At 58.5% G+C, this 26,471-nt stretch carries 26 protein-coding genes and 2 pseudogenes; 15 read left to right on the plus strand and 13 right to left on the minus strand.

Going from position 1 to position 26,471, the window contains the following annotated elements; all coding sequences use genetic code 11:
• Window positions 1-22 precede the first annotated feature (22 nt).
• Both flgK and flgL read left to right on the plus strand, forming a co-directional pair.
• Complete coding sequence (flgK, locus tag CAter10_RS04425; protein WP_061535160.1) at window positions 23-1,996, plus strand: flagellar hook-associated protein FlgK; 1,974 nt, start codon at window positions 23-25, stop codon at window positions 1,994-1,996.
• Between the two features lie 71 nt (window positions 1,997-2,067).
• Entirely contained in the window at window positions 2,068-3,279 is a 1,212-nt protein-coding gene (gene flgL, locus CAter10_RS04430; RefSeq protein ID WP_061532451.1) for a flagellar hook-associated protein FlgL, read from the plus strand.
• 58 nt (window positions 3,280-3,337) lie between these two features.
• Here flgL and fliR read toward each other — a convergent pair whose 3' ends face one another.
• From fliR to fliF, 13 genes are all read right to left on the minus strand, one after another.
• Window positions 3,338-4,132, minus strand: coding sequence for a flagellar biosynthetic protein FliR (gene fliR, locus CAter10_RS04435; protein ID WP_061532452.1), 795 nt, complete (start codon window positions 4,130-4,132; stop codon window positions 3,338-3,340).
• Window positions 4,132-4,401, minus strand: coding sequence for a flagellar biosynthesis protein FliQ (gene fliQ, locus CAter10_RS04440; RefSeq protein WP_061532453.1), 270 nt, complete (start codon window positions 4,399-4,401; stop codon window positions 4,132-4,134). Before fliQ ends, fliR begins: the two co-directional genes overlap by 1 nt.
• A gap of 18 nt (window positions 4,402-4,419) precedes the next feature.
• Complete coding sequence (gene fliP / locus CAter10_RS04445; RefSeq protein ID WP_082797788.1) at window positions 4,420-5,196, minus strand: flagellar type III secretion system pore protein FliP; 777 nt, start codon at window positions 5,194-5,196, stop codon at window positions 4,420-4,422.
• A 74-nt stretch (window positions 5,197-5,270) separates the two neighbouring features.
• The gene (fliO, locus tag CAter10_RS04450; protein ID WP_061532455.1) at window positions 5,271-5,753 is read right to left on the minus strand and encodes a flagellar biosynthetic protein FliO; all 483 of its coding nucleotides are present in this window, start codon (window positions 5,751-5,753) and stop codon (window positions 5,271-5,273) included.
• Window positions 5,750-6,172: a flagellar motor switch protein FliN gene (fliN, locus tag CAter10_RS04455; protein ID WP_061532456.1), complete on the minus strand. Its 423-nt coding sequence runs from the start codon at window positions 6,170-6,172 to the stop codon at window positions 5,750-5,752. Before fliN ends, fliO begins: the two co-directional genes overlap by 4 nt.
• Window positions 6,165-7,166 carry a flagellar motor switch protein FliM gene (gene fliM / locus CAter10_RS04460; RefSeq protein ID WP_061532457.1) on the minus strand — a complete coding sequence of 334 codons (1,002 nt, stop codon included), beginning with the start codon at window positions 7,164-7,166 and terminating at the stop codon, window positions 6,165-6,167. Before fliM ends, fliN begins: the two co-directional genes overlap by 8 nt.
• 19 nt (window positions 7,167-7,185) lie before the next feature.
• Complete coding sequence (gene fliL, locus CAter10_RS04465; protein WP_061532458.1) at window positions 7,186-7,662, minus strand: flagellar basal body-associated protein FliL; 477 nt, start codon at window positions 7,660-7,662, stop codon at window positions 7,186-7,188.
• Window positions 7,663-7,789: 127 nt separating this feature from the next.
• Entirely contained in the window at window positions 7,790-9,169 is a 1,380-nt protein-coding gene (locus CAter10_RS04470; RefSeq protein ID WP_061532459.1) for a flagellar hook-length control protein FliK, read from the minus strand.
• Between the two features lie 17 nt (window positions 9,170-9,186).
• Complete coding sequence (gene fliJ / locus CAter10_RS04475; protein WP_061532460.1) at window positions 9,187-9,639, minus strand: flagellar export protein FliJ; 453 nt, start codon at window positions 9,637-9,639, stop codon at window positions 9,187-9,189.
• Window positions 9,640-9,738: 99 nt separating this feature from the next.
• The gene (fliI, locus tag CAter10_RS04480; RefSeq protein WP_061532461.1) at window positions 9,739-11,181 is read right to left on the minus strand and encodes a flagellar protein export ATPase FliI; all 1,443 of its coding nucleotides are present in this window, start codon (window positions 11,179-11,181) and stop codon (window positions 9,739-9,741) included.
• Complete coding sequence (gene fliH, locus CAter10_RS04485) at window positions 11,174-11,920, minus strand: flagellar assembly protein FliH (RefSeq protein ID WP_061532462.1); 747 nt, start codon at window positions 11,918-11,920, stop codon at window positions 11,174-11,176. The genes fliI and fliH overlap by 8 nt, the downstream gene beginning before the upstream one ends.
• Window positions 11,913-12,911, minus strand: coding sequence for a flagellar motor switch protein FliG (gene fliG, locus CAter10_RS04490; RefSeq protein ID WP_061532463.1), 999 nt, complete (start codon window positions 12,909-12,911; stop codon window positions 11,913-11,915). Before fliG ends, fliH begins: the two co-directional genes overlap by 8 nt.
• On the minus strand, window positions 12,904-14,610 hold the full coding sequence (gene fliF / locus CAter10_RS04495; protein ID WP_061532464.1) for a flagellar basal-body MS-ring/collar protein FliF: 1,707 nt from the start codon (window positions 14,608-14,610) through the stop codon (window positions 12,904-12,906). Before fliF ends, fliG begins: the two co-directional genes overlap by 8 nt.
• Window positions 14,611-14,958: 348 nt before the next feature.
• Between fliF and fliE the strand changes: the two genes are divergently transcribed.
• From fliE to CAter10_RS04560, 13 genes and pseudogenes are all read left to right on the plus strand, one after another.
• Window positions 14,959-15,276, plus strand: a complete 318-nt coding sequence (gene fliE / locus CAter10_RS04500) for a flagellar hook-basal body complex protein FliE (protein WP_061532465.1) — start codon at window positions 14,959-14,961, stop codon at window positions 15,274-15,276.
• A 125-nt stretch (window positions 15,277-15,401) separates the two neighbouring features.
• A complete protein-coding gene (locus CAter10_RS04505) occupies window positions 15,402-16,127 on the plus strand; it encodes a flagellar regulator YcgR PilZN domain-containing protein (protein WP_082797789.1) in 726 nt (241 codons plus the stop codon).
• A gap of 164 nt (window positions 16,128-16,291) precedes the next feature.
• Window positions 16,292-17,379, plus strand: a pseudogene (locus CAter10_RS04510) (FliC/FljB family flagellin).
• Window positions 17,380-17,529: 150 nt separating this feature from the next.
• Entirely contained in the window at window positions 17,530-17,907 is a 378-nt protein-coding gene (locus tag CAter10_RS04515; RefSeq protein ID WP_061532467.1) for a flagellar protein FlaG, read from the plus strand.
• Window positions 17,908-17,961: 54 nt separating this feature from the next.
• The gene (gene fliD, locus CAter10_RS04520) at window positions 17,962-19,419 is read left to right on the plus strand and encodes a flagellar filament capping protein FliD (RefSeq protein ID WP_061532468.1); all 1,458 of its coding nucleotides are present in this window, start codon (window positions 17,962-17,964) and stop codon (window positions 19,417-19,419) included.
• 11 nt (window positions 19,420-19,430) lie between these two features.
• Window positions 19,431-19,906, plus strand: a pseudogene (gene fliS / locus CAter10_RS04525) (flagellar export chaperone FliS).
• A 2-nt stretch (window positions 19,907-19,908) separates the two neighbouring features.
• Window positions 19,909-20,235, plus strand: coding sequence for a flagellar protein FliT (locus CAter10_RS04530; RefSeq protein WP_164840412.1), 327 nt, complete (start codon window positions 19,909-19,911; stop codon window positions 20,233-20,235).
• Between the two features lie 11 nt (window positions 20,236-20,246).
• Window positions 20,247-20,498, plus strand: a complete 252-nt coding sequence (locus tag CAter10_RS04535) for a hypothetical protein (protein ID WP_061532470.1) — start codon at window positions 20,247-20,249, stop codon at window positions 20,496-20,498.
• A gap of 101 nt (window positions 20,499-20,599) precedes the next feature.
• On the plus strand, window positions 20,600-21,607 hold the full coding sequence (fliK, locus tag CAter10_RS04540; RefSeq protein ID WP_128082979.1) for a flagellar hook-length control protein FliK: 1,008 nt from the start codon (window positions 20,600-20,602) through the stop codon (window positions 21,605-21,607).
• Between the two features lie 126 nt (window positions 21,608-21,733).
• Window positions 21,734-21,991, plus strand: coding sequence for an EscU/YscU/HrcU family type III secretion system export apparatus switch protein (locus CAter10_RS04545; RefSeq protein WP_236905492.1), 258 nt, complete (start codon window positions 21,734-21,736; stop codon window positions 21,989-21,991).
• A 171-nt stretch (window positions 21,992-22,162) separates the two neighbouring features.
• The gene (locus CAter10_RS04550) at window positions 22,163-22,810 is read left to right on the plus strand and encodes a response regulator (RefSeq protein ID WP_061535161.1); all 648 of its coding nucleotides are present in this window, start codon (window positions 22,163-22,165) and stop codon (window positions 22,808-22,810) included.
• A 400-nt stretch (window positions 22,811-23,210) separates the two neighbouring features.
• A complete protein-coding gene (locus CAter10_RS04555; RefSeq protein ID WP_061535162.1) occupies window positions 23,211-23,723 on the plus strand; it encodes a chemotaxis protein CheW in 513 nt (170 codons plus the stop codon).
• Window positions 23,724-23,806: 83 nt separating this feature from the next.
• Window positions 23,807-25,477, plus strand: coding sequence for a methyl-accepting chemotaxis protein (locus CAter10_RS04560; protein ID WP_082797792.1), 1,671 nt, complete (start codon window positions 23,807-23,809; stop codon window positions 25,475-25,477).
• The last annotated feature ends 994 nt before the right edge of the window (window positions 25,478-26,471 follow it).

Raw genomic sequence — 26,471 nt, forward strand, 5'->3', positions numbered from 1 at the left:
CCCTTCTAAAGGACGAATGTATATGTCGAACAGCATGTTTTTCACTGGCCTGAGTGGCCTCAACGCAGCGCAGGCAGCGTTGGTGACAACCGGTCACAATACCGCCAACGTGAATACACCGGGATATAGCCGACAAATGGCACAGATTGTTTCCGCCGGCGGCACCAATGTGCCGAGCGTGGGGTTTTTCGGTAACGGCGCACAGGTAACCAACGTCACCCGCAGCTATGATCAATTCCTCACTTCGCAGCTGAACCAGGCGCAAGCGACCAACAACGCGCTGACCACCTATTCGACACAGATTAACCAGATCAACAACTTGCTGGCGAACCAGACCACCGGGTTGGCGCCGATGCTGCAGACGTTGTTCAAGGGCGTGCAGGCGGTTGCCAATACACCAGCCGATCCGGCTGCGCGGCAGCAGATGATCAGTTCCGCGCAGGCGCTGTCGAATCAGTTCCGCACCATGGACCAGGTCTTGACTGGCCTGAATGCAAATGCCAATGCGCAGATTTCCGGCTCGGTCGATCAGATCAATACTTATGCGACGCAGATCGCCAGCATTAATAAGCAGATCGCCTTGCTGAGCAACGCTTCTGGCGGCCAGGCGCCGAATGATTTGCTGGACCAGCGCGACACGCTGGTCAACAATCTCAGTCAACTGGTGGCGACCAAGGTGGTAGTGCAGGATGGCGGCCAGTACAACGTGTTTATCGGCACCGGCCAGACCCTGGTCCTGGGCGACAAGGCGTCGACCCTGAAGGCGGTGACTTCGGCGGCCGATCCGAGCAAGACTTCGGTGGCGCTGGTCAATGCCGCCGGGGTGCCGGTCGAGCTGCAGGATAGCGTGCTTAGCGGCGGTTCGCTGGGCGGCCTGATGCAGTTCCGCAACGAGACGCTGGGCGACGCCCAGAACGCGTTGGGGCGCATGGCGATTGTTTTGTCAGACACATTCAACGCCCAGCACAAGCTGGGGATCGATCTGAATGGCGCTGCAGGCCAGGATTTCTTTTCGCAAGCCAGTCCGGGCGTCATTCCCAATTCACGCAACACCGGCACGCTGGCCCTGACGCCTTCGTTTAGCGATACCAGTCAATTGACCACCAGCGACTATCGGATCGACGTCGTGAATGTCGCCGGCAGCCCGCAATACTCGGTGACGCGCCTGGCGGACAACAAGGTGCTGGGCAGCTATCCAAGCCTGCCGGTCACCTTCGACGGCGTTTCCGTACAAGCTGCCAGCGGTACGCCGCAGGTCGGCGATTCGTTCCTGGTGCAGCCGACCCGTACCGGCGCCCGCGATTTGACGGTACAGGTGATCGATCCTGCCAAGGTGGCGGCGGCATCGCCGATCATCACCAACAAGACTGTCGGCAACCAGGGCACGGCGACGATCAGCGCCGGCAAGGTTGATTCGACCTACCTGGCGGCACCGCTGACAACGCCGGTCAGCCTCAAGTACGACAGCACCACGACGCCACCCAGCCTGTCTGGCTTTCCGGCAGCGGCTGCGGTCAAGGTCACCAATCCTGATGGCACGGTAGTCAACTACGCAGCCGGTGCTGCCGTGACATACACGGCCGGCGCCACCTATTCGTTCAGCGGCATCAGCACCACGATTAGCGGCACCCCCGTCAATGGCGACACGTTCACCATCGCCAAAAACACGGGCGGCGTATCCGATGGCAGCAATGCCTTGCTGTTGGGCAGCTTGCAGAATCAGAAAACCATGGCCGGCGGCACCGCCAGCTATACCGATGCCTACGGCCAGCTGGTCAGCACCATCGGCAACAAGGCTAGTCAGTTGACCATTGCCAATACCGCTCAGACCAGCCTGGCCGCACAAATCAAATCGGCTCAGCAATCGGTTTCCGGCGTCAACCAGGATGAGGAAACCTCGAATCTGCTGATGTATCAGCAAATGTATCAGGCCAATGCCAAAGTGATCCAGACCGCATCGACCATGTTCGACGCGATCCTGGGCATTGCTTCCTGATCCTGCGACATCGTCGCGGAGGCAGTCGGACTGCCTCCGCTACAAACCTAACAATAGTTGAGGAGTATGAGATGCGTATCAGCACCCAATCTTTTTATGATCAAAGCCTGGCATCGATGGGATCGCAGCAAACCAGCCTGCTGCGCATACAGCAGCAAATAGGTTCGATGACAAAAATCCTGACGCCATCCGACGATCCGCTTGGCGCTACACGGGCGTTGGCTGCATCGCAGTCGATCTCGCTGAATGATCAGTATTCGACCAGCCGCGCGCAGGCAACACGTTCACTCGGCCTGGAAGACAACGCCTTGCAAAGCGTGACCACGCTGTTGCAAAACATCAAGGGATTGATTGTGCAGGCAGGTAACGGCACTTCGACCGACGTCGATCGCGGTTCGATTGCCACCTCCCTGCAAAGCAACTACGATCAATTGCTGAGTCTGGCGAATTCCGATGATGGCAACGGCCAGTTCCTGTTCGCCGGTTTCAAGAGCGGCAGTGCGCCGTTCGTGCAGCAGGCCGGCGGCGGTGTCCAGTATGTCGGCGATCAGGGACAGCAGTTGCTGCAGGTTGATGTCTCGCGGCAGATGGCCGGCAGCGACGACGGCCGCAGCATTTTCCAAAGTGCGCAGGGTGGAGCCGGTTATGTGACCACATCAGCAGCGACCAACACCGGTACCGGCGTGTACGGTGCAACCTCGGTGATCGATGCTACCAATCCGGATTTCGGCAAGAGCTTCGCGATCAATTTCACATCGGCGACGACCTATACCATCACTAACTCCGATACGCCACCGGTGGTCACGCCAGGAACATACACCGCGGGCACGCCGATCCAGTTCGGCGGCCTGCAAATCACGCTGACCGGCGCGCCGGCCGCAGGCGACAGTTTCAACTCCAGCACTGCGCAAAATGCCAATCCCGACATGTTCGGCGCGCTCAAGGATCTGATCGGCGCACTCAAGACGCCGGTCGACAACGGTACGCCGGCCGCCAAAGCGCAATTGCTGAACTCCTTGAGCACCGCTAACGTCAAGTTGTCGAACTCGCTCGACAATGTGCTGACTGTGCGTTCCTCCGTCGGCTCGCGCATGCAGGAACTGGATACGCTCAACACCAACGGCGACACGCGCAACCTGTCCGATAAAAGTTATCTGTCCGATATTCAGGATCTCGACTACACCAGCGCCATCACCCAGTTATACCAGCGCCAGATGGCGCTGCAGGCGACGCAGCAGACTTTTGTTCAGATCCGCAAAATATCTCTGTTGAACTACCTGTGACTTCTGTGCTGCACTGCGCTTTTGGAAAAACGCAGCGCAGCATTTTTACGCATCCGGTTTATGGCCGCAATGCTTGTACCAGATGCAACATGTTGGCCAGACCTAGTGCGAATTCCTGCTCCAGAAACGGCGCCAGGTGCGGCATCAGCTGTTGCAGGATAAGAATGCCGCCGAGCAGGGTCAGCGGAAATCCGACCGCGAAGATACTGAGTTGCGGCGAGGCGCGGTTGAGAATCCCCATCGCCAGGTTCAATGTCAGTACGGCAGCGATCAGCGGCAGCGCCAGCATCAGACCAGCGGAAAATACGTTGCCGCCGGCCAGTACCAGGAAATGCCAGCCGCTGGCGGCCAGCGGCGCCTCTGAGACCGGCAGTGCGTGGAAACTTTCAGCAAGCGTGCTGATGACCATCAAGTGGCCGTCGACAGCGAGGAAGATCAGCATCGCCAGCATATTCAGCAAGCTCGATAACACCATCGTGTTGCCGCCGCTGTTGGCGTCGAAGAATGAGGCGAACGACAAGCCCATCTGCAGGCCGGCATAATCGCCCGCCGCTTGTACTGCGGCAAAAACCAGGCGCATGGAAAACCCCATGGCGGCGCCGATCAGGATTTGCTGGATCAGGATCCAGACGCCGGCAGCGGATACCAGCGGTACGTTTGGCATGGTTCCCAGAGTGGGGCCAATGGCGATCGCCAGCAATGCCGCCAGGCCGACCTTGACCTGCCGCATGACCAGTTTTTCACCGAATACCGGGCTGGTGCTGATCAGCGCCAGCATGCGCACGAACGGCCACATGAATGCCACGATCCAGGCACTCAGTTGCGTCGACGTGACGGACAGTACCGGCGACATCAGCCGACCAGCTGCGGGATACTGGAAAACAGCTGGCGCATGTAGTCGAGGATGGAGTTGAGCATCCATGGCCCGGCAATCACCATGGTTGCGCATACAGCCAGCAGCTTGGGAATGAATGACAAGGTCATTTCATTGATCTGGGTAGCGGCCTGGAACAGGCTGATGATCAAGCCGGTGACTAGCGCCACCAGCAGCAACGGCGCGCCCAGCAGGAGCGTCACCTTCATGGCCTGGTAGCCGAGTTGCATTACCGATTCAGGAGTCATGGCGTTCTCTGGTATACGTCAGGTGTAGAAACTTTGAGCAAGCGCACCGATCAGCAGTTGCCAGCCGTCCACCAGCACGAACAGCATCAGCTTGAACGGCAACGAAATGGTAGCCGGCGGTACCATCATCATCCCCATCGACATCAAGACGCTGGCAACCACCAGGTCGATGATCAGGAAGGGGATGAAGATGGTGAAGCCGATCTGGAACGCCGTCTTGAGTTCGCTGATGACGAATGCCGGCACCAGGATACGCAGCGGTACTTCCTCCGGACCTTGCATCTGCGGGGTCTGCGCCAATTTGGCGAATAGCGCCAGGTCGCGCTCACGGGTCTGCTTCAGCATGAATTGTTTAAATGGCTGGATGCCGCGTTCGAGCGCTTGTTCCGCGCTGATCTTGTTGTCGGAAAATGGCTTGTAAGCGTCGCTATAGGCTTTATCGAGCACCGGCGACATGACGAAGAAGGAAAGGAATAGCGCAAGTCCCACCAGGATCTGGTTGGGCGGCGAACTCTGGGCGCCGATGGCGGTGCGCAGCAGGCCCAGCACGATGATGATGCGGGTGAAGCTGGTCATCGTCAGCAGCAGCGCCGGCAGGAACGACAGCGAAGTCAGCAGCAGCATGGTCTGCACGCTGAGCGACCAGGTTTGGGCGCCTCCCGGGCCAGGTGTGCTGGTAATCCCCGGTATGGCCTGTGCGGCAGCTATCGCCGGCAATATGCTCAAGGCCAGGAAAGCGGCCGATAACAGGCTGTGACCTTGTTTGCGCTGCGTAAGGATGGATGGAAGACGCATTCTGCCAATCAATATCGGTGAGTATCGTAAAACGACGGTGAGGAATTGCGGAATTGCGCTTTAACCAAATATGCTTACTTGCGGCCGAGCGACTCGCGCAATTTTTGCGCAAAGGCGCCGGCGGCATTGCCTACTGCAACCGCGGTCTGCTTGAACTGCGGTTCTGCGGTTGCCGGCAGTTCCTGAGCCGGCATTGCATGCAGCGACTGTATCTGTCCCGGCGTGACGCCCAGCGCCAGCCAGGTACCGCCGATATCCACGACGACGACGCGCTCGCGTTGGCCGATGGCGGTACTCGCAACGATTTTGATCAGTTGGCCGCTGCTCGCTTTCTGCAAGCCGAGGCGGCGAGCAGCCCAGGCGCACAGGAAAATCAATCCGATCACAAGCGCCAGACCAAGCACCGCCTGCAACAGGCCGGCGGCGCCCCAACCAGGGGCGGGGGAAACCGCCGCGGTTGCGGCCACGGTTTGTGGTCCAGCATCGATGGCAAGCGCCGGTAGCGCCGGATACGTCAACGCAAACCATGCCAGGCATAGCGAGCGAATGGTTTTCATCGATTCAGCTTGTGGATGCGTTCGGACGGCGTGATGATGTCGGTCAGTCGAATACCGAATTTGTCATTGACCACCACCACTTCGCCTTGGGCGATCAGGTAGCCGTTGATCAACACATCCATCGGTTCGCCAGCCAGCCCATCCAGTTCAACCACGGAGCCTTGTGCCAATTGCAGCAGGTTCTTGATCGTAATTCTGGTGCGTCCCAGTTCGGCCGTCATCTGCACCGGGATATCGAGGATCATGTCGATATCGGTCTTGGCTACTTCAGCATTCTCGCCGCTGAGTGGCTGGAAAACCTTGGCGGCATTTTCGACTGCTGCCGGGGCAGGCTGTGATGCCGCGGTCTGCGCCGCGAGCGCACTGGCCCAATCGTCGGCAGCATCAGTTGATTGATCTGGCGTGTTGTCGTCACTCATGTTCGCTTCCCTTTAACTCACCATCACGGTGATTGATCATTTTTTCTACACGCAAGGCGTAACGGCCGTTCGACGTGCCATATCCGCATTCCATCACCGGCACGCCATCTACCTTGGCGGTTATCGATTCCGGCATGTCGATCGGCAGCACGTCGCCAATCTTCAGTTTCAGCAGCTGGCCGATAGTCGACGGCAACGTCAGGAAATCGACCTTCAGTTCGACATCGGCGCTTTGCACCTGTTGCGACAACTGTTTGACCCATCGCTTGTCGACTTCCACCTCGTCCTGAACCGGATTCGACAGCAGGTCGCGAATCGGTTCGATCATCGAGTACGGGATGCAGATGTGCAGGGCGCCGCCGATCGGGCCGAATTCGATATGAAAGGTAGTGTTGACCACGACTTCGTTGGGCGTGGCGATGTTGGCGAATTTGGTATGCATTTCTGCCCGCACGTATTCGAATTCGAGCGGATAGATTGGATTCCAGGCGCTGCCATAACTGTCCAGCGCCAGGTTCAGTAGACGCTTGATGATGCGCTGTTCGGTCAGGGTGAAGTCACGGCCCTCAACCCGCATGTGAAATCGGCCGTCGCCGCCGAACAGGTTGTCGACCACCAGGAACACCAGATTCGGATCGAACACGAACAGGGCCGTGCCGCGCAGCGGCTTCATGTGGAGCAGATTGATATTGGCTGGCACCGGCAGGTGGCGGATGAATTCGCTGTACTTCTGGATATGTACCGAACCTACCGATATGTCGGGGCTGCGGCGCATGAAGTTGAACAGCGAGCTGCGCAGCAGGCGGGCAAAGCGCTCGTTGATGATTTCGAGCGTATGCATGCGCCCGCGCACAATGCGTTCCTGAGTGCCAAGATTGTAGGCTTGCACACCTTCGGGATTCGGCAGCGGCGCGGCGGCGGCATCGGTTTCGCCGGTGACGCCTTGCAGCAGTGCATCTACTTCGTCCTGAGACAGTAGCTGTTCATAAGCCATTGATGGATCTCATTGATTTTTACTGCACCACGAAGGCGGTAAACAGCACATTGGTGACGTGCTGCGGTGGCTGGCTGATCGCCAGAGGCTTATTGACGACCTTGAGAATTTCGGCAGCCAGCTTGTTCTTGTCGTCCGCAGTAACCAGCGAGTTCGGATCGCGGTTCGACAGCAGGCCAAGGATGCGGCTGCGCGTCTCTGGCAGGTACTGCACTATCTGCGCCTGGGTCTTGGCGTCCGCCACTTTTAGCGTGACGCCAATATGCAGGAAACGATCGCGGTCTTCCGCCTGCAGGTTGACCGTGAACGGGTCCAATGCAACGAAGATCGGCGTTTCCGGCACCGATACCGGCGCCGCGGCGGCTTTCGCTGTTCGCATGCTGGTGAAGTAATAGGCGGCACCGGCTGCGGCGAGGGCAGCTGTCAGTACGATCAATATCAGTCCAAGCTTGTTTTTCTTGGGAGGTGCCGCTGCGTCATTGGTGATGGTAGCCATGGTTTTCCTGCATCAAAATCCAGTGCTCATTCTTGGCCAAAAGGGCGTCGAACTATCTGGTGATATAAAGGGATAAAGCGCTTCAGATCCGTCATTTGTTGCGCCGGGAAGTCCTGATTTTTTTCTCTTAGGCAAAAGTGTCGACGTTGCCATTGCTGCTGCGCCGGCTGACCGGGGCATGGCTGCGTTCGGCGACGGTTTGCGAGCCGGCCGGTCCGCCGCCGCTGCCGTTGCGCTGGAGATGACTACGCGAGCCGTCCTGCGCCCCCTGCTGCTGGGCAAACGCGCTTTGCTGTTGTTGGGTGTCGGCACTGACCGACGTGTTGCCGAGGCTGATGCCGTTATCGGCCAGGCTGTTCCTGAGTTGCGGCAGTGCAGCTTCCACTGCTGAACGCACCGCTTGATGGGCCGATACAAACATGGCCTGGGCCTGATTGTCATTGATGGTCAATGTGACCTTCAGTGGACCGAGGTCAGGCGGGTTGAGATGCAATTCCGCCGTCTGGTTGCCGCTGTTGCTCAACCATACCACCTGCTTGCCGAGTGCAGCGCCCCAACCGTCGCTGCCTACCGGCGGCGCCAGCGGCAGCTTGAGCGCGGCGGCTGTCGGTGCAGTCGTATTGGTTACGGGCGGGGTGATCTGATTGGCTGCAACCGAGGTATGTGCCGGGACGCTTGTGTCCAAAGTGAATTGTGCGGAACCGGTGGCGCCGGATTTGGTTGCGGCGACGTCGTGACCGGTCGTCGCAACGGTGGCGGCGGTATCGGCGTGGCGGACATCCGCATCGGCATTGGCCTGGCTTGCCTGACGATCTTGCTTGCCCAGCTTTTCGAGTTTGCCATTGCGTTCGCTACGGCCGTCGTCGCGGGTTGCCTGCTGACCGGCAGTATCACCTGTCGCGGCCTTGGCGATCAGTTGCTCGGGGCCTTGCATCAGGGAGCTGTGCTCGCCGGTAGCGCCCTGTTTGGCGATCTCGACGTGCTGGCCATGAGGTGTTCCGGCGGCGTTGATTGCCGTGATATCGAATTGCACTTGCAGAGGAGAGGCGGCATCCTCTTTTGCCGCAGGCGCATCTGCAGTGGGCGGAGTGGCGATAGTGGTGAGTGGGGCGGTCTTGCCGCCGGCTGCGGCGAGTGCGGCGTTGAGCTGGTTCTCGGCGGTCGATTGCGGCTGGCCCTGGCCGCCGAAGTGGTTAGTCGCATCAGCCGTTTTGACGGCAACCTGCGGCAATGTCATGAACGCCCATTCAGGGGTGGGCGTCGCGTCTTGCTTGTTATCGTCATCGGCCGGTCTTTTGATGCCGGTGCGACCGGTTGTTTTTAGCGTTTGTTCCGGCGGTGCTGCCGCGCTCTTGTCTTGGCTAACCAGGGAGCGATTCAGGACCTGGCCGAAATTGCCGGCCTCGCCTGGCTGCGGATTGACATTGTTGCCCGCCAGGCTGATGGCGGGCGACGATGATGATGTAGCTTGCAGGCTGGCAGTATTGGATGACACAAGTAAAGACATGGCGTTTCCTTGATAAATTATTCTGCGGCCGCAATCATGCGAAGCCGGAATTGCCGGGCGGCGTGTTCGTCGCTGGCGCGTTGTTCTCGTTTGTTGACAATCTGCGCCTGTTGCAGCTTGACCCGTTCGGCCAGCGTGTCGAAGGAATTCAGGCGACGCTTGTGGTCCTGCCAATCGCTGCGTCCACGCGCCAGGCGGGTGTCCGCCTGTGCTGCAATCGCGCGCTGCTGTTCGATGGCGCCGTCGAGTGTGCCGATGAAATGCTGGAAGTTGCGCCAACGCGAGGAAGAAAGCCCATTCTGCATCTGGCTTTGCAACTGATCGTAGTATTCCTGTCGGTACTGCACCAGCATGTCGAGCTTTTCCGCTGCACTGAGCTTGGCCCGTTGCAACTGTCCCAGGCGGCGCGTCGCTTCGTCGGTCTTGTTCTGGGCCAGTTCAATCAGCATGGCGAGTGGTAATTTAGACATGACTTCCTCAAATCTTGAAGGTTGCAATGAATGAGTCCAGGCTTATCTTCGGGTTAACGGTTGCCAATAGAAAAACTGTAGGAGCCACTGCCAGAGGCTTTACTCCACCTGAAACAATTGCCCCAGTTCGGTCACAGCCTCTGCATAACCGGCGCGCTCTTCCATGCCTTGTTGCAAAAATGCCTCTATCTTTGGATACAGCGCGATAGCCTGGTCCAGCTGCAGGTCGTGACCGGCGGCATAAGCGCCGACGCTGATCAGGTCCCGGTTGCGTTGGTAGCGCGACAGCATCTGCTTGAAGCGTCGTACCGAATCGAACTGTTCAGGATCGATCAGTGCGGTCATGGCGCGGCTGATTGAGGCTTCAATATCGATCGCCGGGTAATGTCCGGATTCCGCCAGGCTGCGCGACAGCACCACGTGACCGTCCAGGATCGCGCGCGCGGCGTCGGCAATCGGATCCTGCTGGTCGTCGCCTTCGGTCAGCACGGTATAGAAGGCGGTGATGGCGCCGCCCTTGCCATTGGCGTCGCGGGCGCCGTTGCCGGCGCGTTCCACCAGCGCCGGCAATTTGGCGAATACCGATGGCGGATAGCCTTTGGTCGCCGGAGGTTCGCCGACCGCCAGGGCTATTTCACGCTGCGCCATCGCATAGCGTGTCAGCGAATCCATGATCAGCAGTACATCCTTGCCCTGGTCGCGGAAATATTCGGCTAGTGAGGTTGCATAGGCAGCGCCTTGCAGGCGCAATAGCGGCGAAGTGTCGGCCGGCGCAGCAACCACCACGGCGCGTGCCAGGCCTTCCTCGCCCAGCGTGTTCTCGATGAAATCCTTGACTTCGCGGCCGCGTTCGCCGATCAGGCCGACGACGATCACTTCGGCGCTGGTATAGCGCGCCATCATTCCCAGCAGCACGCTCTTGCCGACGCCGGAACCGGCGAACAGCCCCATGCGCTGGCCGCGGCCGACTGTGAGCAGAGCATTGATCGCGCGCACGCCGACATCCAGCACACTGTCGATCGGCGCACGCGCCAGCGGATTGATCGGTGGCGCCGAGAGCGGCACTTCGCGGCTGAAATCTAGCGGCCCCAAACTGTCCAGTGGCCGACCGGCGGCGTCGACCACTCGCCCCAGCATGCCGAACCCGGCCGGCAGTCTTTTGTTGCCCGGCTCGGCAGGTGGCGCACCATTGCTGGCAGCAGGTGTCTCTAGCGGATACACGCGGGCGCCCGGCAGTAATCCGGCGACTTCGTTTTGCGGCATCAGGAACAACCGATCGCCGGCGAAGCCGACTACTTCCGCTTCGGTCGTGCGTTGCGCATAGCCGGGCGGTAGTTCGATCAGACAATCGCTGCCAACTGGCAGCCGCAGGCCGACTGCTTCCAGCACAAGGCCGACCACGCGCGTCAGGCGGCCGTAGGTGCGAATCGGAATGCTGCGGCCGACGCCGATGCGGGCATTGGCAAGCGTGCTGCGCCAAGCCAGCAGATGCGGGTTGGCTTGCGGCTGGCCAGCGGCGACGGGTGGGATGACGTCAGGCATGTGGTGTCGCCGCTATCTCGGTTGATTGGCGGCCAAGCGCTGCGGTGACTCGCTGCCAGCGGGTTTCCAGTGTGGCGTCGAGTTCGCCGCTGCTGGCCTGGACCCGGCAACCGCCGCGACTGATGGCCGGATCGCTGCGCAGCAGCCAGCCAGCAGCTTGCAAATCTTCAGACAGGTATTGCTGCACTAACGGCATGTCGTCCGCGTGCAGCAGCAGGCGCGGCGTGCCGCTCAGGGCCGGTTCGGTTTGCAGCAGTTCGCGCACGGCGGCCAGGATCAGTTGAGGTTCAACCAGCAGTTCCTGACGCACTACTTGCCGCGCAATATCCAGGGCCAAGGCAAGCAAGTCATCTGCCAGTTCCCGCTCGGCGCTGCGCAAGGCGACGGGCAACGACTGCGCCAGCGCTTGCAGGACCGCGACTTCCTGGCGAGCGATTTCCTGCCCAGCCGCATAGCCTTCCTGCCATCCGGCAGCGTAGCCTTTCTGCTGGCCTTCCATGGCGCCGGTCTGCTGCGCCTGCTGGCGCAGTCGTTCGAGTTCGGCTTCGTCTATCAGCAGCTTCGGTTCGAGATGGGTCAGACTGCTATCCACGGCAGGCGCCGGCGGCTGTTCATCCAGCGCCGAAGGCTGCTCGACCGCTGCCATTTCCCAGCGTTGCCATGCCGTCATCGGCGGCTTGGGCGCACCATCGCGTCGGGTGATCCGGCCTCCATGGCCGTAGCTGTCCGGTTTAGACATAAGCGTCGTTGCCTTGTCCGCCGATCACGATTTCGCCAGAATCTGCCAGTCGCCGTACGATCTGCAGGATGCTCTTCTGCTCGGCCTCGACTTGCGAGACGCGCACCGGACCACGCACTTCCAGATCTTCGCGCAGCATTTCGGCAGCACGTTGCGACATGTTGCGCAGGAACTTCTCGCGCAGCTCCGGTGCGGCACCCTTGAGCGCGATAATGAGCGATTCCGATTCGACTTCCTTGAGCAGCAACTGGATGCCGCGATCTTCGATTTCCAGCAGGTTCTCGAACAGGAACATTTCGTCGATGATGCGTTGCGCCAGGTCGCCGTCGTGCTCGCGTACGTGCTGGATCACGCTTTCTTCCTGCGTACTGCTCATCAGGTTCAAGATTTCCGCGGCCGCGCGCACGCCGCCCAGGCGGCTGCGTTTGACGCCTTGTCCAGACAACAATCCGGACAGCACGTCGGTGAGTTCGGTCAGTGCTGCCGGCTGTACGCCGCCAAAGGTGGCGACGCGCAGGATGACGTCATGCCGCAAACGTTCGGTAAACAACTCCAGCACCTCGGATGCCTTGCTGCGGTCCAGATGTACCAGCAAGGTGGCAATGATCTGTGGATGTTCATCGCGGATGAGTTCGGCCACTTCGTTGGCTTCCAGCCAGTTCAGCGTATCGATACCGCTGGCGGAATTGTTGCCGGATTCGAGTATGTCTTCAATCAGGCTGGCGGCACGGTCGTTGCCAAGCGCCTTGTTGAGCACTGCTCGTATGTAGCCGCTGGAATCCAGGTTAAGTGCGGAAAATTGCTCGGTTTCCAGGCGGAACTCCTCCATCACTTCACCGATCTGGTCGCGTGTGACCTGGCGCAGTTTGGACATGGCCATGCCAAGTTTCTGCACTTCCTTTGGCTGCAGGTGCTGGAATACGGCGGCGGCGCCGTCTTCACCGAGCGACATCAGCAGGATGGCGCTCTTTCTGATTCCATCGTCATTCATCGTTGCCCATCCAGTTCTTGATTACCATGGCGACCAGGCGCGGATCATTCTCGGCCAGGGTTTGTGCATGCAGCAGGTTTTCCTGATGGCGGTCGGCCAGGCGTTGCCGTGTTTCTTCGCTGAGTTTGGTTTGCTCCGGCGTCGGCGCGGCGATGTTGCCGCTACCTTCGCTGGCTGCTATGGCGGCTTCTTGCGGCGCTTGCAGATGCTTGCGCAGCAACGGCCGCACAATGCCGAACCAGACCCAGAACCCTAGCAAGGCGAACAACAAGTACTTGCCGACGGTCTTGGCCAGGTCGATATTGTCTGGCTGGCGCCACACCGGCAGTTCCGGCTCCGGCGCTTCGCCAGCAAACTGACTGTTGACGACATTCACGGAATCGCCGCGCTCGGCGCTAAATCCCATTGCCTGCTTGACCAGATTCTTGACCTGCTCCAGTTCGGCCGCCGGCAATGCCTGGGCGACAGTCTTGCCCTGAGCGTTGGGCGCACCGCGATAATTCACCACCACCGCCACTGACAAGCGTTTGACACCGCCGGCCGCCTGCTGCACATGGCTGATCGAACGATCCACTTCGTAGTTGGTGGTGACGTCGCGTCGCACGTTGCTGGCGCCACCGCTGCGCGGCGCAGTGCTGGCGACATTGCTCGCGTTGGCAGCGCCGGGCTGGCCGTTCGCCGCGGCGCCTTGATTCGGCTGGGCTGTGGTGATCGGCGCGCTTGGCGTGAGTGGCGGCTGGTTCGACAAGGCGCCAGGTACGCCGCCCGGCGGGGTGGCGCCTTGCTGGTTAGCGTCGCTCGATTGCTGGCTGCGGATCGCGGCCTTGCTTGGGTCCTGATTCGGCGCGTATTTTTCGTCAGTGTGTTCAACTGTCGAGAAATCGATGTCCGCGGCTACTTGCGCCTTGACGTTGCTGGCGCCGACGATCGGTTGCAGGATCGCTTCGATGCGGCGGATATAGCTTTGCTCGATTTCCTGGGTATATTTCAGTTGCGTCGCATCGAGGCCGCGATTGCCGGTACTTGGCGTAGACAATAGATTGCCGCTCTGGTCGACGATGGTGACGTTCTTGGCGGTCAGTTCCGGCACACTGCTTGAAATCAGGTGGGCGATGGCGCTGACCTGGCCTTCGTCGATCGAGCGGCCACGATGCAGCGTCAGGATGACCGATGCGCTCGGCTTTTGCTGATCACGCACGAACAACGAAGGTTTCGGCAGCGCCAGGTGGACGCGCGCCGCTTCAACCGCCGAGATCGATTCGATCGAGCGCGTTAGTTCGCCTTCCAACGCACGCTGGTAATTGACCTGTTCGGTAAACTGGCTGACGCCGAATTTCTGGTTGTCCATCAGCTCAAAGCCGACCGAACCTCCCTTGGGCAATCCCTGTGAAGCCAGTTTCAGCCGCGCCTCGTGCACCTGGTCGGCAGCAACCAGCACCGCGCCGCCGCCTTCGGCGAACTTGTAGGGGATATTCATCTGTTGCAACGAACTGATGATGGCGCCACCATCGCGATCCGAAAGATTGCTATACAAGACTCGGTAATCGGGCGCTCGGCTCCAGAGCCAGAAGGCAGCGATCGCGGCTACCGCCAGCGAAGCGCCGACCATCATTGGCAACTTGGGATTGGCGCGTAGTTGTTCCAGGATCGGCAGTTTCTTGCCGTCTGTGGCATTGGCGCCTGCTACGGCAGCATTCATGCAGCCACCCCCGTGGAGAACAGGCGGACAAGGCTATTGACATTCACTTCGCGCTTCTGTGCATATGACATACAGCAAGCTTTCCTTAGAATTGGGTGACAGATGCCGACCAGGCAAGCCTCCCGGGGAGACAGCCTGTGCCGACCGTAATGATTGTCAACGGAGCGCCACCGTTTTGATCGCTTGAACAGCCCATGTTTTTGCCATCATTTGCCGCTATGCAAAAAAAACATTGCTGTTACGCTTTGAAGCCTGAATAAAAGTAATCCGTCAGGCGTTGACAAACCAGTGAACCGGTGACAGTCCGCGGGCGGGATTGATAGGGAAATCAAGCAGAGAGGATGCAACATGGCGATATCGGCTATTGAATCGGTTTTACAGCAATTGACCGCTACGGCGCAGGTCGCCGGGAATGGTGCAAGTGCGGCCAATGGCATCGCCGGCGGCGGCTTTGCCGACGAGATGAAAAAAACGCTGCAACGTATCAGTGATGGGCAGCAGCATGCAGCAGGCCAGGCGGAGGCATTTGAACTTGGCAAGCCCGGCGTGTCGCTGAACGACGTGATGATTGATTTGCAAAAGGCAAACGTCGGCTTCCAGATGGGATTGCAAGTGCGTAATCGAGTGGTTGCCGCCTACCAGGAAATCATGAACATGTCCGCTTGATGCGACGCATTGACATCCGGAATTGGCATGGAACGGAGGCGGTTGATGCGCAGTAGCGGGGTAGTAGAGATAGTGCGGTATGGTCGTGTAACCAGTGCTTTCGGTGGCAAAGGCGGCGACCCGACATGAGCGTTTCAGATAGAGCGGAAGTCGACTCGAACGCAGCCATGATGGAAGACGTCGCTACCTCGTTGCTGCAGGATCCGGCAGATGTCGAAAGCATATTGCGCGAACTGGAACGCCAGAACAGCGCCATGACCATACGCTTGCTCGGTGGCGGCGAGATGGTGGCAACGCGGCTGGTGGCGGTGGCGCTGGCGCACGGACTTTTCATTCATGCCGGCGATGCCGACCGCAATGCTGCGCAATACCGGCCCGGTGACCTCGTTTGTTTTGATGGCGCGATTGACGGGGCGGGAGTCAATTTCGTTAGCACCGTCGCCAGCAACCGAGTCAGTCCGTGGCCGATGGCGCTGGCGGCCGAATTACCGGCATGCGTTGACTATCGGCTACATCGAAAGTTCGTCCGGATCGGCATGCAGCCGGTTGAAGCGTGTTTGGTGCGCGCCAAACGACGCGACGGCAATGATTTTGTGCTGACTGTGCATGATTTGACTGCGCGCGGCATCGGTTTGCGTTCGGTGCATGTGCCGCTACACGCGTTGCCGGTTGGCACTGTATTACCTGCCGCAGTTCTGGATTTTCGCTCGTCGGGGCGTTTGCTGGTGGATTTGCGAGTGGTGTTTTGCCGCAGCGTGCAGGGGGCGCACGGTATTGTCAATCATTTTGGCTGTTATTACGTGGATCTGGACCAGGCTCGGCAGAGCCTCGGCGGGCTGTTGACAGCCTGAATGCGGCGCACAGTTTTTTTATGACAGACCCTAAATGTTTTCCAGGCAACTGCCGATAACCTGAATAACGGTGGCTTGCTCAACCAGGTTTTCTGCCAGGAAGCGAGTCCAGCGTTACGGCGGCTTAGCCGGAACCCATAAACTTTAGCAACAGGAGTTATGCCATGTCTGTCATCAATACAAACATTCTTTCACTGGTAGCACAAAACAATCTCACCAAGTCGGCATCCTCGCTGAGCTCGGCAATCCAGCGTTTGTCTTCCGGCCTGCGCATCAACAGCGCCAAGGACGACGCCGCCGGTCAAGCTATCGCCAACCGTTTCACAGCCAACATCACCGGCCTGACACAAGCATCGCGCAACGCCAACGACGGCATCTCGCTGGCGCAAACTACTGAAGGCGCGTTGACTGAAGTCAACAACAACCTGCAACGTATCCGTGAACTGTCGGTTCAAGCCGGCAACGGTACCAACTCCGCCAGCGATCTGCAATCGATCCAGGATGAAATCACACAACGCCTGAACGAAATCGACCGTACATCGGCACAAACCGACTTCAACGGCGTCAAGGTACTGGCATCGACACAAACCCTGAACATCCAGGTTGGCGCCAACGACGGCCAAACCATTGGCATCGGCTTGCAAAAGATCGATTCGACTGCACTGAAGCTGAACACATTAAACCTGGCCGGTCCATCGGCACCACCACCACCCTGACTCCAACAGGCAAGGACAATACTGGCACGGCCACTGCAGTTTCCGCAGGCGGCTTTACTGCTGTCAACCGCGATCCAGCTGCTGCTTTCACTGCAACTACCGCTAGCCTGGTAACCGATTCGCGCGGTAATACATACGTCAAGAACGGCGCCAATTACTATGCGGCTACCGTGACCGTTGCTGACGCTACCCAAGGCGCGACAGCCGGCTCGCCGACTGCCACCGTGACCTATGACTCGTCCAAGTCGTTGACAGCCGCCAGCGCCAGCCCGCTGACAGCAATCGACAGCGCCCTGTCGCAAGTCGACAGCCTGCGCAGCTCGCTGGGTGCGGTACAAAACCGTTTTGCATCGACTATCGCCAACCTCGGCACAACAGTCACCAACCTGTCGGCTTCCCGTTCCGGTATTCAGGACGCGGATTACTCGACAGAAGTGTCGAACATGACCCGCGCGCAGATCCTGCAACAAGCTGGTACTTCGGTGTTGGCGAAAGCGAACCAATCGACACAAAGCGTCCTGACACTGCTGCAATAAGCGTCTTGACGACGTTGCCGGCATCCTTTGGATGTTGGCGACGCGGGCGGGCAGCCTGCAAGAGGGGCGCCCGCTGTTTCAACATGCGTTGTCCAGTCAGGTTTGATCGGCCAGACCTGAGCGGACAGGGACATGACGGGAGAGGGAACGATGGCAATGCCAATCGATGCAGGTTCTGCAAGCAAATTGCCGCTGGTGGACGGCGCTTCTGCGTCGGCCGAAAAGCAGATTTCGACGCCAGGTTCCGCCTCGACCGCAATGGCTGTCGACGCCGTCGGGAAACGTGAACCGACGGATGCTGTGGAACGCGCTCAGATCAAGCAAAAGGTCGACGACATCAACCGGCAGCTGCAGCTCAAATCGGTGAGCGTGCAATTCCAGATCGAACCCGGCTACAAGGATGTGGTGTTGAAAGTGGTCGATCAGCAGGATGGCAAGGTGGTCTTGCAAATTCCAAGCGAGGAAGTGGTGCGCATCGCCAAGGTCATGGACCAGTTGAAAGGCGTACTGCTCGAGAAAACTGCATGACCGGCCTCGGTCGGCGGTGTGATTGAACATCCGATTGAACAGAAAGGAAAAGACATGGCATTAGTGACATCCCTGGGTTCCGCGTCCGGGCTTCCGTTGGCGACTCTGCTGAGCAGCATTACGGCATCTGAAAATGCGCCGCTGACCGCGATGACGCAACAGCAGACAGCCTACAACACCAAGCTATCGGCGTATGGCACCGTGCAAAGCGCATTGAGCACCTTGCAGACGGCAGCGGCGCAGCTGGGCAATCCGACCTTGTTCCAGAACATCACCAGCACATCGAGCGCCACCAACGTGCTGAGCGCGACCGCTTCAACCAGCGCCTCCGCTGGCAGCTTCGCGGTGAACGTTGGCCAACTGGCACAGGCGCAATCGTTGGCCAGCGCCGGCGTCGCCAGCACCACCGCCGGTATCGGCAGCGGTACCGTAACGATCAATTTCGGAAGTATTACTGGCGGTACGCTGGATCCTGTCACCGGTAAATACACCGGCGCGACCTTCACCGCCGACAGCAGCCGTCAGCCGACTACGATCACCATTGATTCCAGCAACAACACGCTGTCCGGAATCCGCGATGCGATCAACAAGAATAGCGCACTGGGCGTGACCGCGACGATTGTCAACGATGGCAGCAGCACCCCCAATCGACTGGTGCTGACCTCCAATCAGACTGGCGCCAGCTCGACCATGCGGATTTCGGTCAGCGGCGACGCCGCCTTGTCGAACCTGCTGTCAAACGATCCGGCCGGCACACAAAACCTGCAACAGACCGTAGTGGGCCAGGATGCCAAGCTGACAGTGAACGGCATCGCCGTTACCAGCAGCAGCAACACCGTCAAGGAAGCGGTACAAGGCGTCACCATGACCCTGACCGGCACCGGAGCCAGCACCTTGTCTCTGCAAAGCAATACCGCGACGGTGCAAGCTGCCATCACCAATTTTGTCACTGCCTATAACAGCCTGCAGAGCCTGTCGAAGCAGCTGACCGCATTCGACACTACCGCGCAGACCCAGGCACCGCTGACCGGTGATTCGACCTTGCGCAACATCCAGACTCGTATTCGCGACGCTCTGAACACGCCGCAGCCGGCCAGTGGCACCGGTGCACCGCTGACAATGCTGGCGCAGATCGGCGTCGCATTTCAGGCCGACGGCACTATGGCTGTCGATGCAACCAAGCTGAGCGCGGCCTTGAGCAGCAACCTGAGCGGTGTGCAAAATCTGTTCTCCAGCGCGAGCGGCACGACCGGTTTCGGTTCGCAGATGTCGACCCTGATTACCAGCTTCACGGCAACCAACGGTCCGCTGAAAGCAGCCACCGATGGTTTGAACACCACGTTGAAGACCTTGGCGACACAGATGACAAGTACGCAAGCCTTGATCAGTACCACGATTGCCCGTTACACGACGCAGTTCACCCAGCTCGATACGCTGATCGCCGGCATGAATCAAACCAGCAGTTATCTGACTCAGCAATTTGCTGCAATCAACGGCACGTCTTCCAAGTAAGGTAGGGATCCATGTATACCTCCTCCGCACCTGCTCCAATGTTGAATCCAGGCGCTCGCGCTTATGCGCGGGTCGGCGTGGAAAGCGCGGTCATGAGCGCCTCGCCGCAGCAACTGGTGACAATGTTGTTCGATGGCGCCAAGGCGGCCATCGGTATGGCGCGTCATCACATGGCCAATGGCGATATTTCCGCAAAGGGAAACGCCATTTCCAAGGCAGTCAGCATCATCGACAGCGGCCTCAAGGCCAGCCTCGATCCCGATAGCGGTGGGCGGCTGGCGCCGAACTGGCAGCAAATCTGTCGGCGCTATACGACTACATCAGCCAGCGCTTGATGTATGCCCATCTGCGCAATGACCCGTCCTTGCTGGAAGAAGCCGATCGGCTCCTGGAAAATATCGCTTCAGCCTGGCGCGAACTTGAAGGCCGGACAAAGCAGTCTGCTGCGGCCGTAAATTCGCCCGGCAACCTTTCGTTAAGGGGATGATATTGACTCCTCAAAATGAAATGATCCATTGCTACGAGCAGATCGCGCCACTGAGCGGCCGCATGCTGGAACTGGCGCGCAGCGGCGACTGGAGCGGGCTGCTGCAACTGGGGCAGCAAATTCGTAGCCAAGTCGATCGTCTTCGTGAAATCCAGCTGGAAGCTCCGCTGGAGCCATCGCAACTGGCGCGCAAGCATGATTTGCTGAGCCGAATCCTGGCTGACGATGCTGCTATTCGCGACATTGTCACGCCGGAGTTGGCGCAACTGAGCAGCCTGCTGGGAAATATGCATCGGCAACAGCATCTTAATCACGCCTACGGCCAGTAGCCGCACTTCCGATGAATGGCGGCACCCCCCTGATCGACAAATTGCTGGCGACGCCGTCAATGCAGCGTTCCGACCTGGTGCCGTTGAAGGGACAGTTGGCGTTGCTCCAGCCGGATGCAGTCACCGATATGGAAGCTGTCGCCAACGATACGCGTTTGCCTTCGCGGTCAGCGGTCGACCGCCAGCTGGGTATCGACGCCGCGAATCCCGCACAGCCTGGCAGCGTGCGGTCAGTCACCTTCGCCGAACGGGGGCAACGCTAAGCCCTGCTGCGCGCGTCATCAGTGAAATTCTTGGCGCCGCTCCGGCGCGCATCGACGCTGTTCGCGGCAGCACGCCATTGTGGACAGCCGCTACGCCACCATTGCCACTTCAATTGGCCGCGGCCCTGTCGCGCGCAGTGAGCGACAGTGGCCTGTTTTATGAAGCGCATTTATTGCAATTCGCCACCGGCATGCGTTCGCTGGCGCAATTGGCGCAGGAGCCCCAAGCCAGCCTCGGGAAGCTCTTGCAGCAATACGGCATCGATGGCACTGAAATCTCCCAGCAGCGGGGCGGTGCGAAGCAGCCGGCCGAGATGCACGCGACGGCGGCCGATGCACCTGTCGCCGCGCAGGGGAAAATAGCGTCACTGCAGGCTGGGTTGCCGTCGACAGCAGAGATAGTGCCGACTTCGGGCACAACGCAAGGAACCAGAGCGCCTGCTCCCGAAGCATCGCCATCACACTCGCCAGCCAATTCAGAGCCAACGGATAACGGCGGCCAGGCAGCACCCGCCAATCCGCGTATGCAGGCAGTCACCGTCGATATCGCTGCGGCATATCGGGCAGGCGCTGCCGCTGCGATAGAAGTCGTACACAGTCGACAGGAGAGGGGAGCTTCGCCGTCGTTGCCTGCCGATGCAGATCCCGTGCCAACAGGCCCGACGGGGCCGACGGTCACCGGCATGGTGCATCCCGACGCCGTCCCGCTGGTGCGTCAGCAACTGGAAATGCTGGCGTTGTCGCAATTCCGATGGGCTGGCGAGGCGTGGCCCGGAGCCAAGGCCGAATGGGAGATCCAGGAGCATGATCGGCGGCAGGATGGTTCTGATAACGCCGATACCGCATCACGTCGCTGGAGCACCCGCCTTGCCATGACTCTGCCCCGGTTAGGGCAAATCGAATTGCGCCTCACGATGCTGGGCGCCAGCTGGCATGCTCAGCTCGCGGCCGTGGACGAAGCCAGTCTTGTATCCATGCGTGCTGATAGCGACCAATTGCGGCGTCGCTTCCAGGCCGCTGGCATGCATTTAACTGAATTGCAACTGCAACAATTGTCAGTGTCTACAGTCGACAACACGGCATCTGGAAAAAATGATGACATTAATTAATAATTATATTAGGGTAATATTTATTGTCGTGACGATAAAGTCGTCTAGTGGCCTGTCGCCTTTTCGAGGCGCATAGAGATGCCGCAAGATGAGTAGCGACAAGAACGAGCGTCCATTCGCAATGGCGTGGTAGCGTTATCCCACGCCGATAAGGAAAAGGCGCCATTGGTTGTGGCAAAAGGCTATGGAGTGGTTGCCGATGCCATTATCCAGCGGGCGCGTGAAAACGGCTTGTATGTGCATGCATCTCCAGATCTGGTGAACCTGCTGATGCACGTTGACCTGGATCAGCAGATTCCGCCGCAGCTATATGTGGCTGTCGCAGAATTGCTGGCCTGGATATATCGCCTGGAACAGGGACTGGAGCAATCTGCGCCAGCCTGAAGCCGGGATGTAGTAGTTTGATATTATTAATTTACTGTCATCTACCGACATCGTAGCAAAATGTGTGCATTTTATAGATATAGTTTGTTTTTCATATTGTGCTGACTTGGTCGCGGATCGATAATGCACAACCCTGAGTTGTGAATTGAGATTGTTCAAAGAGTCATGGATATGAAAGCTGCATCACCGATTCGGGTATTGATCGCTGATGATCATCGTATTGTCAGGCGAGGGCTTCAGCATATTCTGAATGCTAGCCCGGGCATTACCGTCATTGGCGAGGCCAGTGATTACGGCGGCATTACCGAAATATTGAGAGAGCAGCCGTGCGACGTACTGCTGTTGGATATTTCGATGCCGGGCAAGGATGGCATTGAAATTCTGCACCTGCTCAAGAAACGCGAACCGATGTTGAGGATCATGGTGCTCAGCAGCCACGGTCCCGAACAATTTGCGGTGCGCGCTTTGAAGGCCGGCGCGGCCTCTTACCTGACCAAGGACGGCGCCCCGGATGAGCTTGTCGAAGCAGTGCGGGTAGTCGCTCGCGGTCGCAAATACATCAGCAAAGGCTTGGCGGAGTCGCTGGCCAACCATGTCATCGAAGAAGATGATCAGATGCCGCATGAGCAACTCTCCAACCGTGAATTTCAGACAGTCCGGATGATTGCTTCTGGCCAGACTCGTACCGAGATCGCCAAGAGCCTGTCCATCAGCCCGAAAACCGTCAGCGTCTACCGCTCGCGGGTGTTCGAAAAAATGGGTGTGCGCACCAACGCCGAACTAACCCACTACGCCATCAAACACGGCCTACTCGAATGAAGGATTCTCCAAACCTACTGCGCGACTCACTGTCAGGCCTGCGATGCTCGCTGTACTTCAGTACAGCTGCGCTTCTCGACCAGACAGTAAACCGCTCGCTACGGTTTTGAGAACCCCTCGGGACTTTTGTGGGACACCTCCTTTCTGTTTATTTGTATCATGATGCTCGCTGCGCTTTCGCGCAGCTTAGCCTGTCAGTCACTCTTTGCGTGACGATTTGCACTGCGCTGTTTTCATGCGCTGAATAGAAGGGTGTTTCATGCCCTTTTTGCGTCATCGCTTGAACCTGCTTCTGTTTATATTGATTTCCTTCACATGCTTCTTCTGAGGCCAGAATATGGGGTGATCCCGATGTTTGGCGCGCGAGCAGGTGCACTTCAATTTTTCAAGGAACAAGTTCATGACGCTTGCCGCTCAAACAGCCACCCAAATGCATCGCCCACCTGCCCATAACGACGTTGCGGGGCACGAATTTCTGACTTTTACGCTTGGCAACGAAGAATACGGGATCGATATTCTCAAGGTGCAGGAATTGCGCGGCTACGACAGTGTGACGCAGATCGCCAACGCGCCCGATTTCCTGAAAGGCGTGGTCAACCTGCGCGGTGTGATTACACCCATCATCGACATGCGCATCAAGTTCAAGCTGGAAGCCGCCAGCTACGATCAGTTTACCGTTGTCATCATCCTTCATCTCGGCCAGCGCACCGTCGGCATGGTTGTCGATGGCGTCTCCGATGTGATCACACTGTCGACAGAGCAAATCAAACCGGCGCCGGAAATGGGTACGGTCCTCAATACCGACTATCTGATCGGTCTGGGAACGCTTGACGACCGCATGCTGATCCTGCTCGATATCGACAAGCTGATGTCAAGCGATGAAATCGGGCTGATCGACAAGCTGGCGGCCTGACGACGCGATGCGTGGCCACGCCGCGCATGCTAACGAATGACCGGGACGGAGTGCTCGGCGGAATCATTGGGATGGGGAACAGGATGGCGTTGGCAAACACAAGAATAGGTGTACGGCTTGCAATCGGCTTTACGTTGATTTTGCTGTTGGTGGTGGTGATTACCGGTGTCGGTATCTGGCGTTTGCAGCAAACCGGCGCTGCGGTCAACGCCATGGTGTCGCAATTTCTGGTGCGTGAAAGACTGGCTGCAGAATGGCAGGACGCGGTGACCATCAATGCGGTACGGACGATGGCGGTGGTGCGCAGCAACGACAGCAAGACGCAACAGGCATTCCAGTCGGAAATGAGCGCCACCTCCGAGCGTGCATCGGAATTGCAGACCAAACTGCACGGATTGTCCAGCGAAGAAGGACGCCAGGCGCTGGGTGAAATCGCGGCAGCTCGCGCTGCCTATACCGAATTGCGGGAAAGCGTGCTGACTACGCGCCAGCATGGCAGTGCCGAAACTGTCAACGCGATGATCGAGAAGGAACTGGATCCGGCGCGCAAGGAATACATGGCAAAGCTACAGAAATTTGTCGATGTTCAGCGCAAGGCGATCGACGATGAAGCGCTGAAAATTGATGCCAACTATCGGTCCGGCAGAATTCTGCTGATCGCATTTGGCAGCCTGGCGATCATTCTTGGGGCCCTGCTGTCCTGGCGCCTTACTGCCGGTATCGTCAACCCCTTGCAAGCAGCGGTCGCCGTGGCGCGTCGAGTGGCCGCAGGCGATTTGACCTCCACCATTGAAGTTAAATCGCGCGATGAAACCGGACAGCTGTTGCAGGGCATCAAAGAGATGAACAGGGCATTGCAAGACACTGTCAGCCGGGTGCGCAATGGTACCGATAACATCGTGACAGCCTCTCGCCAGATTGCAGCCGGAAATCTCGAATTATCCAGCCGCACAGAACAGCAGGCCGCCAGTCTTGAGCAAACCGCAGCCTCGATGGAGCAATTGACCTCCACAGTTAAGCAAAATGCCGATAATGCGCGGCAGGCCAATCAACTGGCTGAAAATGCATCGTCAGTGGCACTCGGCGGTGGGCGCATGGTGTCGGAGGTGGTAGCGACCATGAGCCAGATTAAGGAGAGTTCACACAAGATCAACGATATCATCGGCGTCATCGATGGGATTGCTTTTCAGACAAATATCCTGGCGCTGAACGCTGCAGTGGAAGCTGCTCGCGCGGGCGAACAAGGGCGCGGTTTTGCGGTGGTGGCGGCCGAGGTGCGCAATCTTGCGCAGCGTTCCGCCGTCGCCGCGAAGGATATCAAGCTGTTGATTGGTGATTCGGTTGACAAGGTTGATGCCGGCAACAGGCAAGTCGATGCCGCCGGCAAGACCATGAGCGAGATTGTCGATTCGATCCGGCGTGTGGTTGACATCATGGCGGAAATCGCGGCAGCCAGTACCGAGCAGAGCAGTGGGATCGAGCAAGTCAACCAGGCCGTGGTGCAAATGGACCAGGCCACGCAACAAAACGCTGCCTTGGTCGAAGAGGCCGCTGCAGCTGCGCACAGCTTGCAGGAGCAAGCCGACGAATTGCTTCAGGCAGTGCACATTTTCAATCTGGCGGACGAGGAGGAAATGCATCCTCCAGGCGGCTCGGGAAAGGAAACGGTTGTATCGTTGCCAACCCGTCAAGAGTCGTCGGAAGTGCAATTTAATGATGTTAATAAGGTACCGTTTCTGGCCGCTGCAAATTGACATCCCTTCCAGAGGAGCGATGCGGGATAATAGCAAACACGCTTATGCTTTGTTGGCGACAAGACACATGTCGCTGACCGGCACAAAGTATTGTGGCGGTAACATCCGCCACGGTTTTCAATAGACTGTATACCCATCGTAATGCAAAGATTTACTTCTGCCTGGCGTTTCCTGATAGCCGCTTCAAAGACGGAAAATATCTTCTGTGGCTCGCGCTTCATGCGTCTTGTATATGCCATGGTTCTGACCGCAATCCTTGTCATTGCCTATATCTGGCTCTACGCAGGTTATCAAATCGGTTCCGACTACGATCGCGATGTCAGGGCTATCCAGCTCAGCCATACGGTTGCCGTGCGCGATTTCGCACAGCGCCTGGTGCGTTCGGTTGACGAGCGAGATCGGCTGCTGAAATTGATGCGCGACGATTACCAGGATAATGGCGGCAAGATTGACCTGCAACGCTACACGAAAATATTCGGAGGCTTGTATAGCCAGTTGAGTGTTGTCGACAGCTTCGGGCGGGTGGTTGCCTCTACCAGCCAGGCCGCACCGGCGGGTTCGGACTGGCATGCGAACGATCTGTATATCTCTCACCGCGACCATCTTGACGATGGCCTGCGGATTGCGCAGCCGCACAAATTGCCGGGCACCGACCAGTGGGTGATACGCATGGCGCGCCGCATTTTTTCTGCATCGGGCGACTTTGCCGGGATAGTGGAGCTAGTGTTTGCGGTTGACCAAATGCCGGCGATGTATGCATCGGTCGGCCTGATCCAGGCTGGAGAGAAATTGTCGGCCGGTGGCGATGGCATCGCCAGCGGCGCACCATCGGCAAACGGGCGCATGATCCTGCGCCGCATCGACGAGACGATCATGGAGCTCGACGATAACGAACTCAGCACAAGCCATCTGTTCGCCGACTCGCAAGTGATTGACGAACGCCACTTGTGGGTGTCGCGCAAGCTGGAACCTTATCCGCTCCTGCTGTCCGTGA

It is taken from the genome of Collimonas arenae (genome assembly GCF_001584165.1).
Lineage (GTDB): Bacteria > Pseudomonadota > Gammaproteobacteria > Burkholderiales > Burkholderiaceae_D > Collimonas > Collimonas arenae.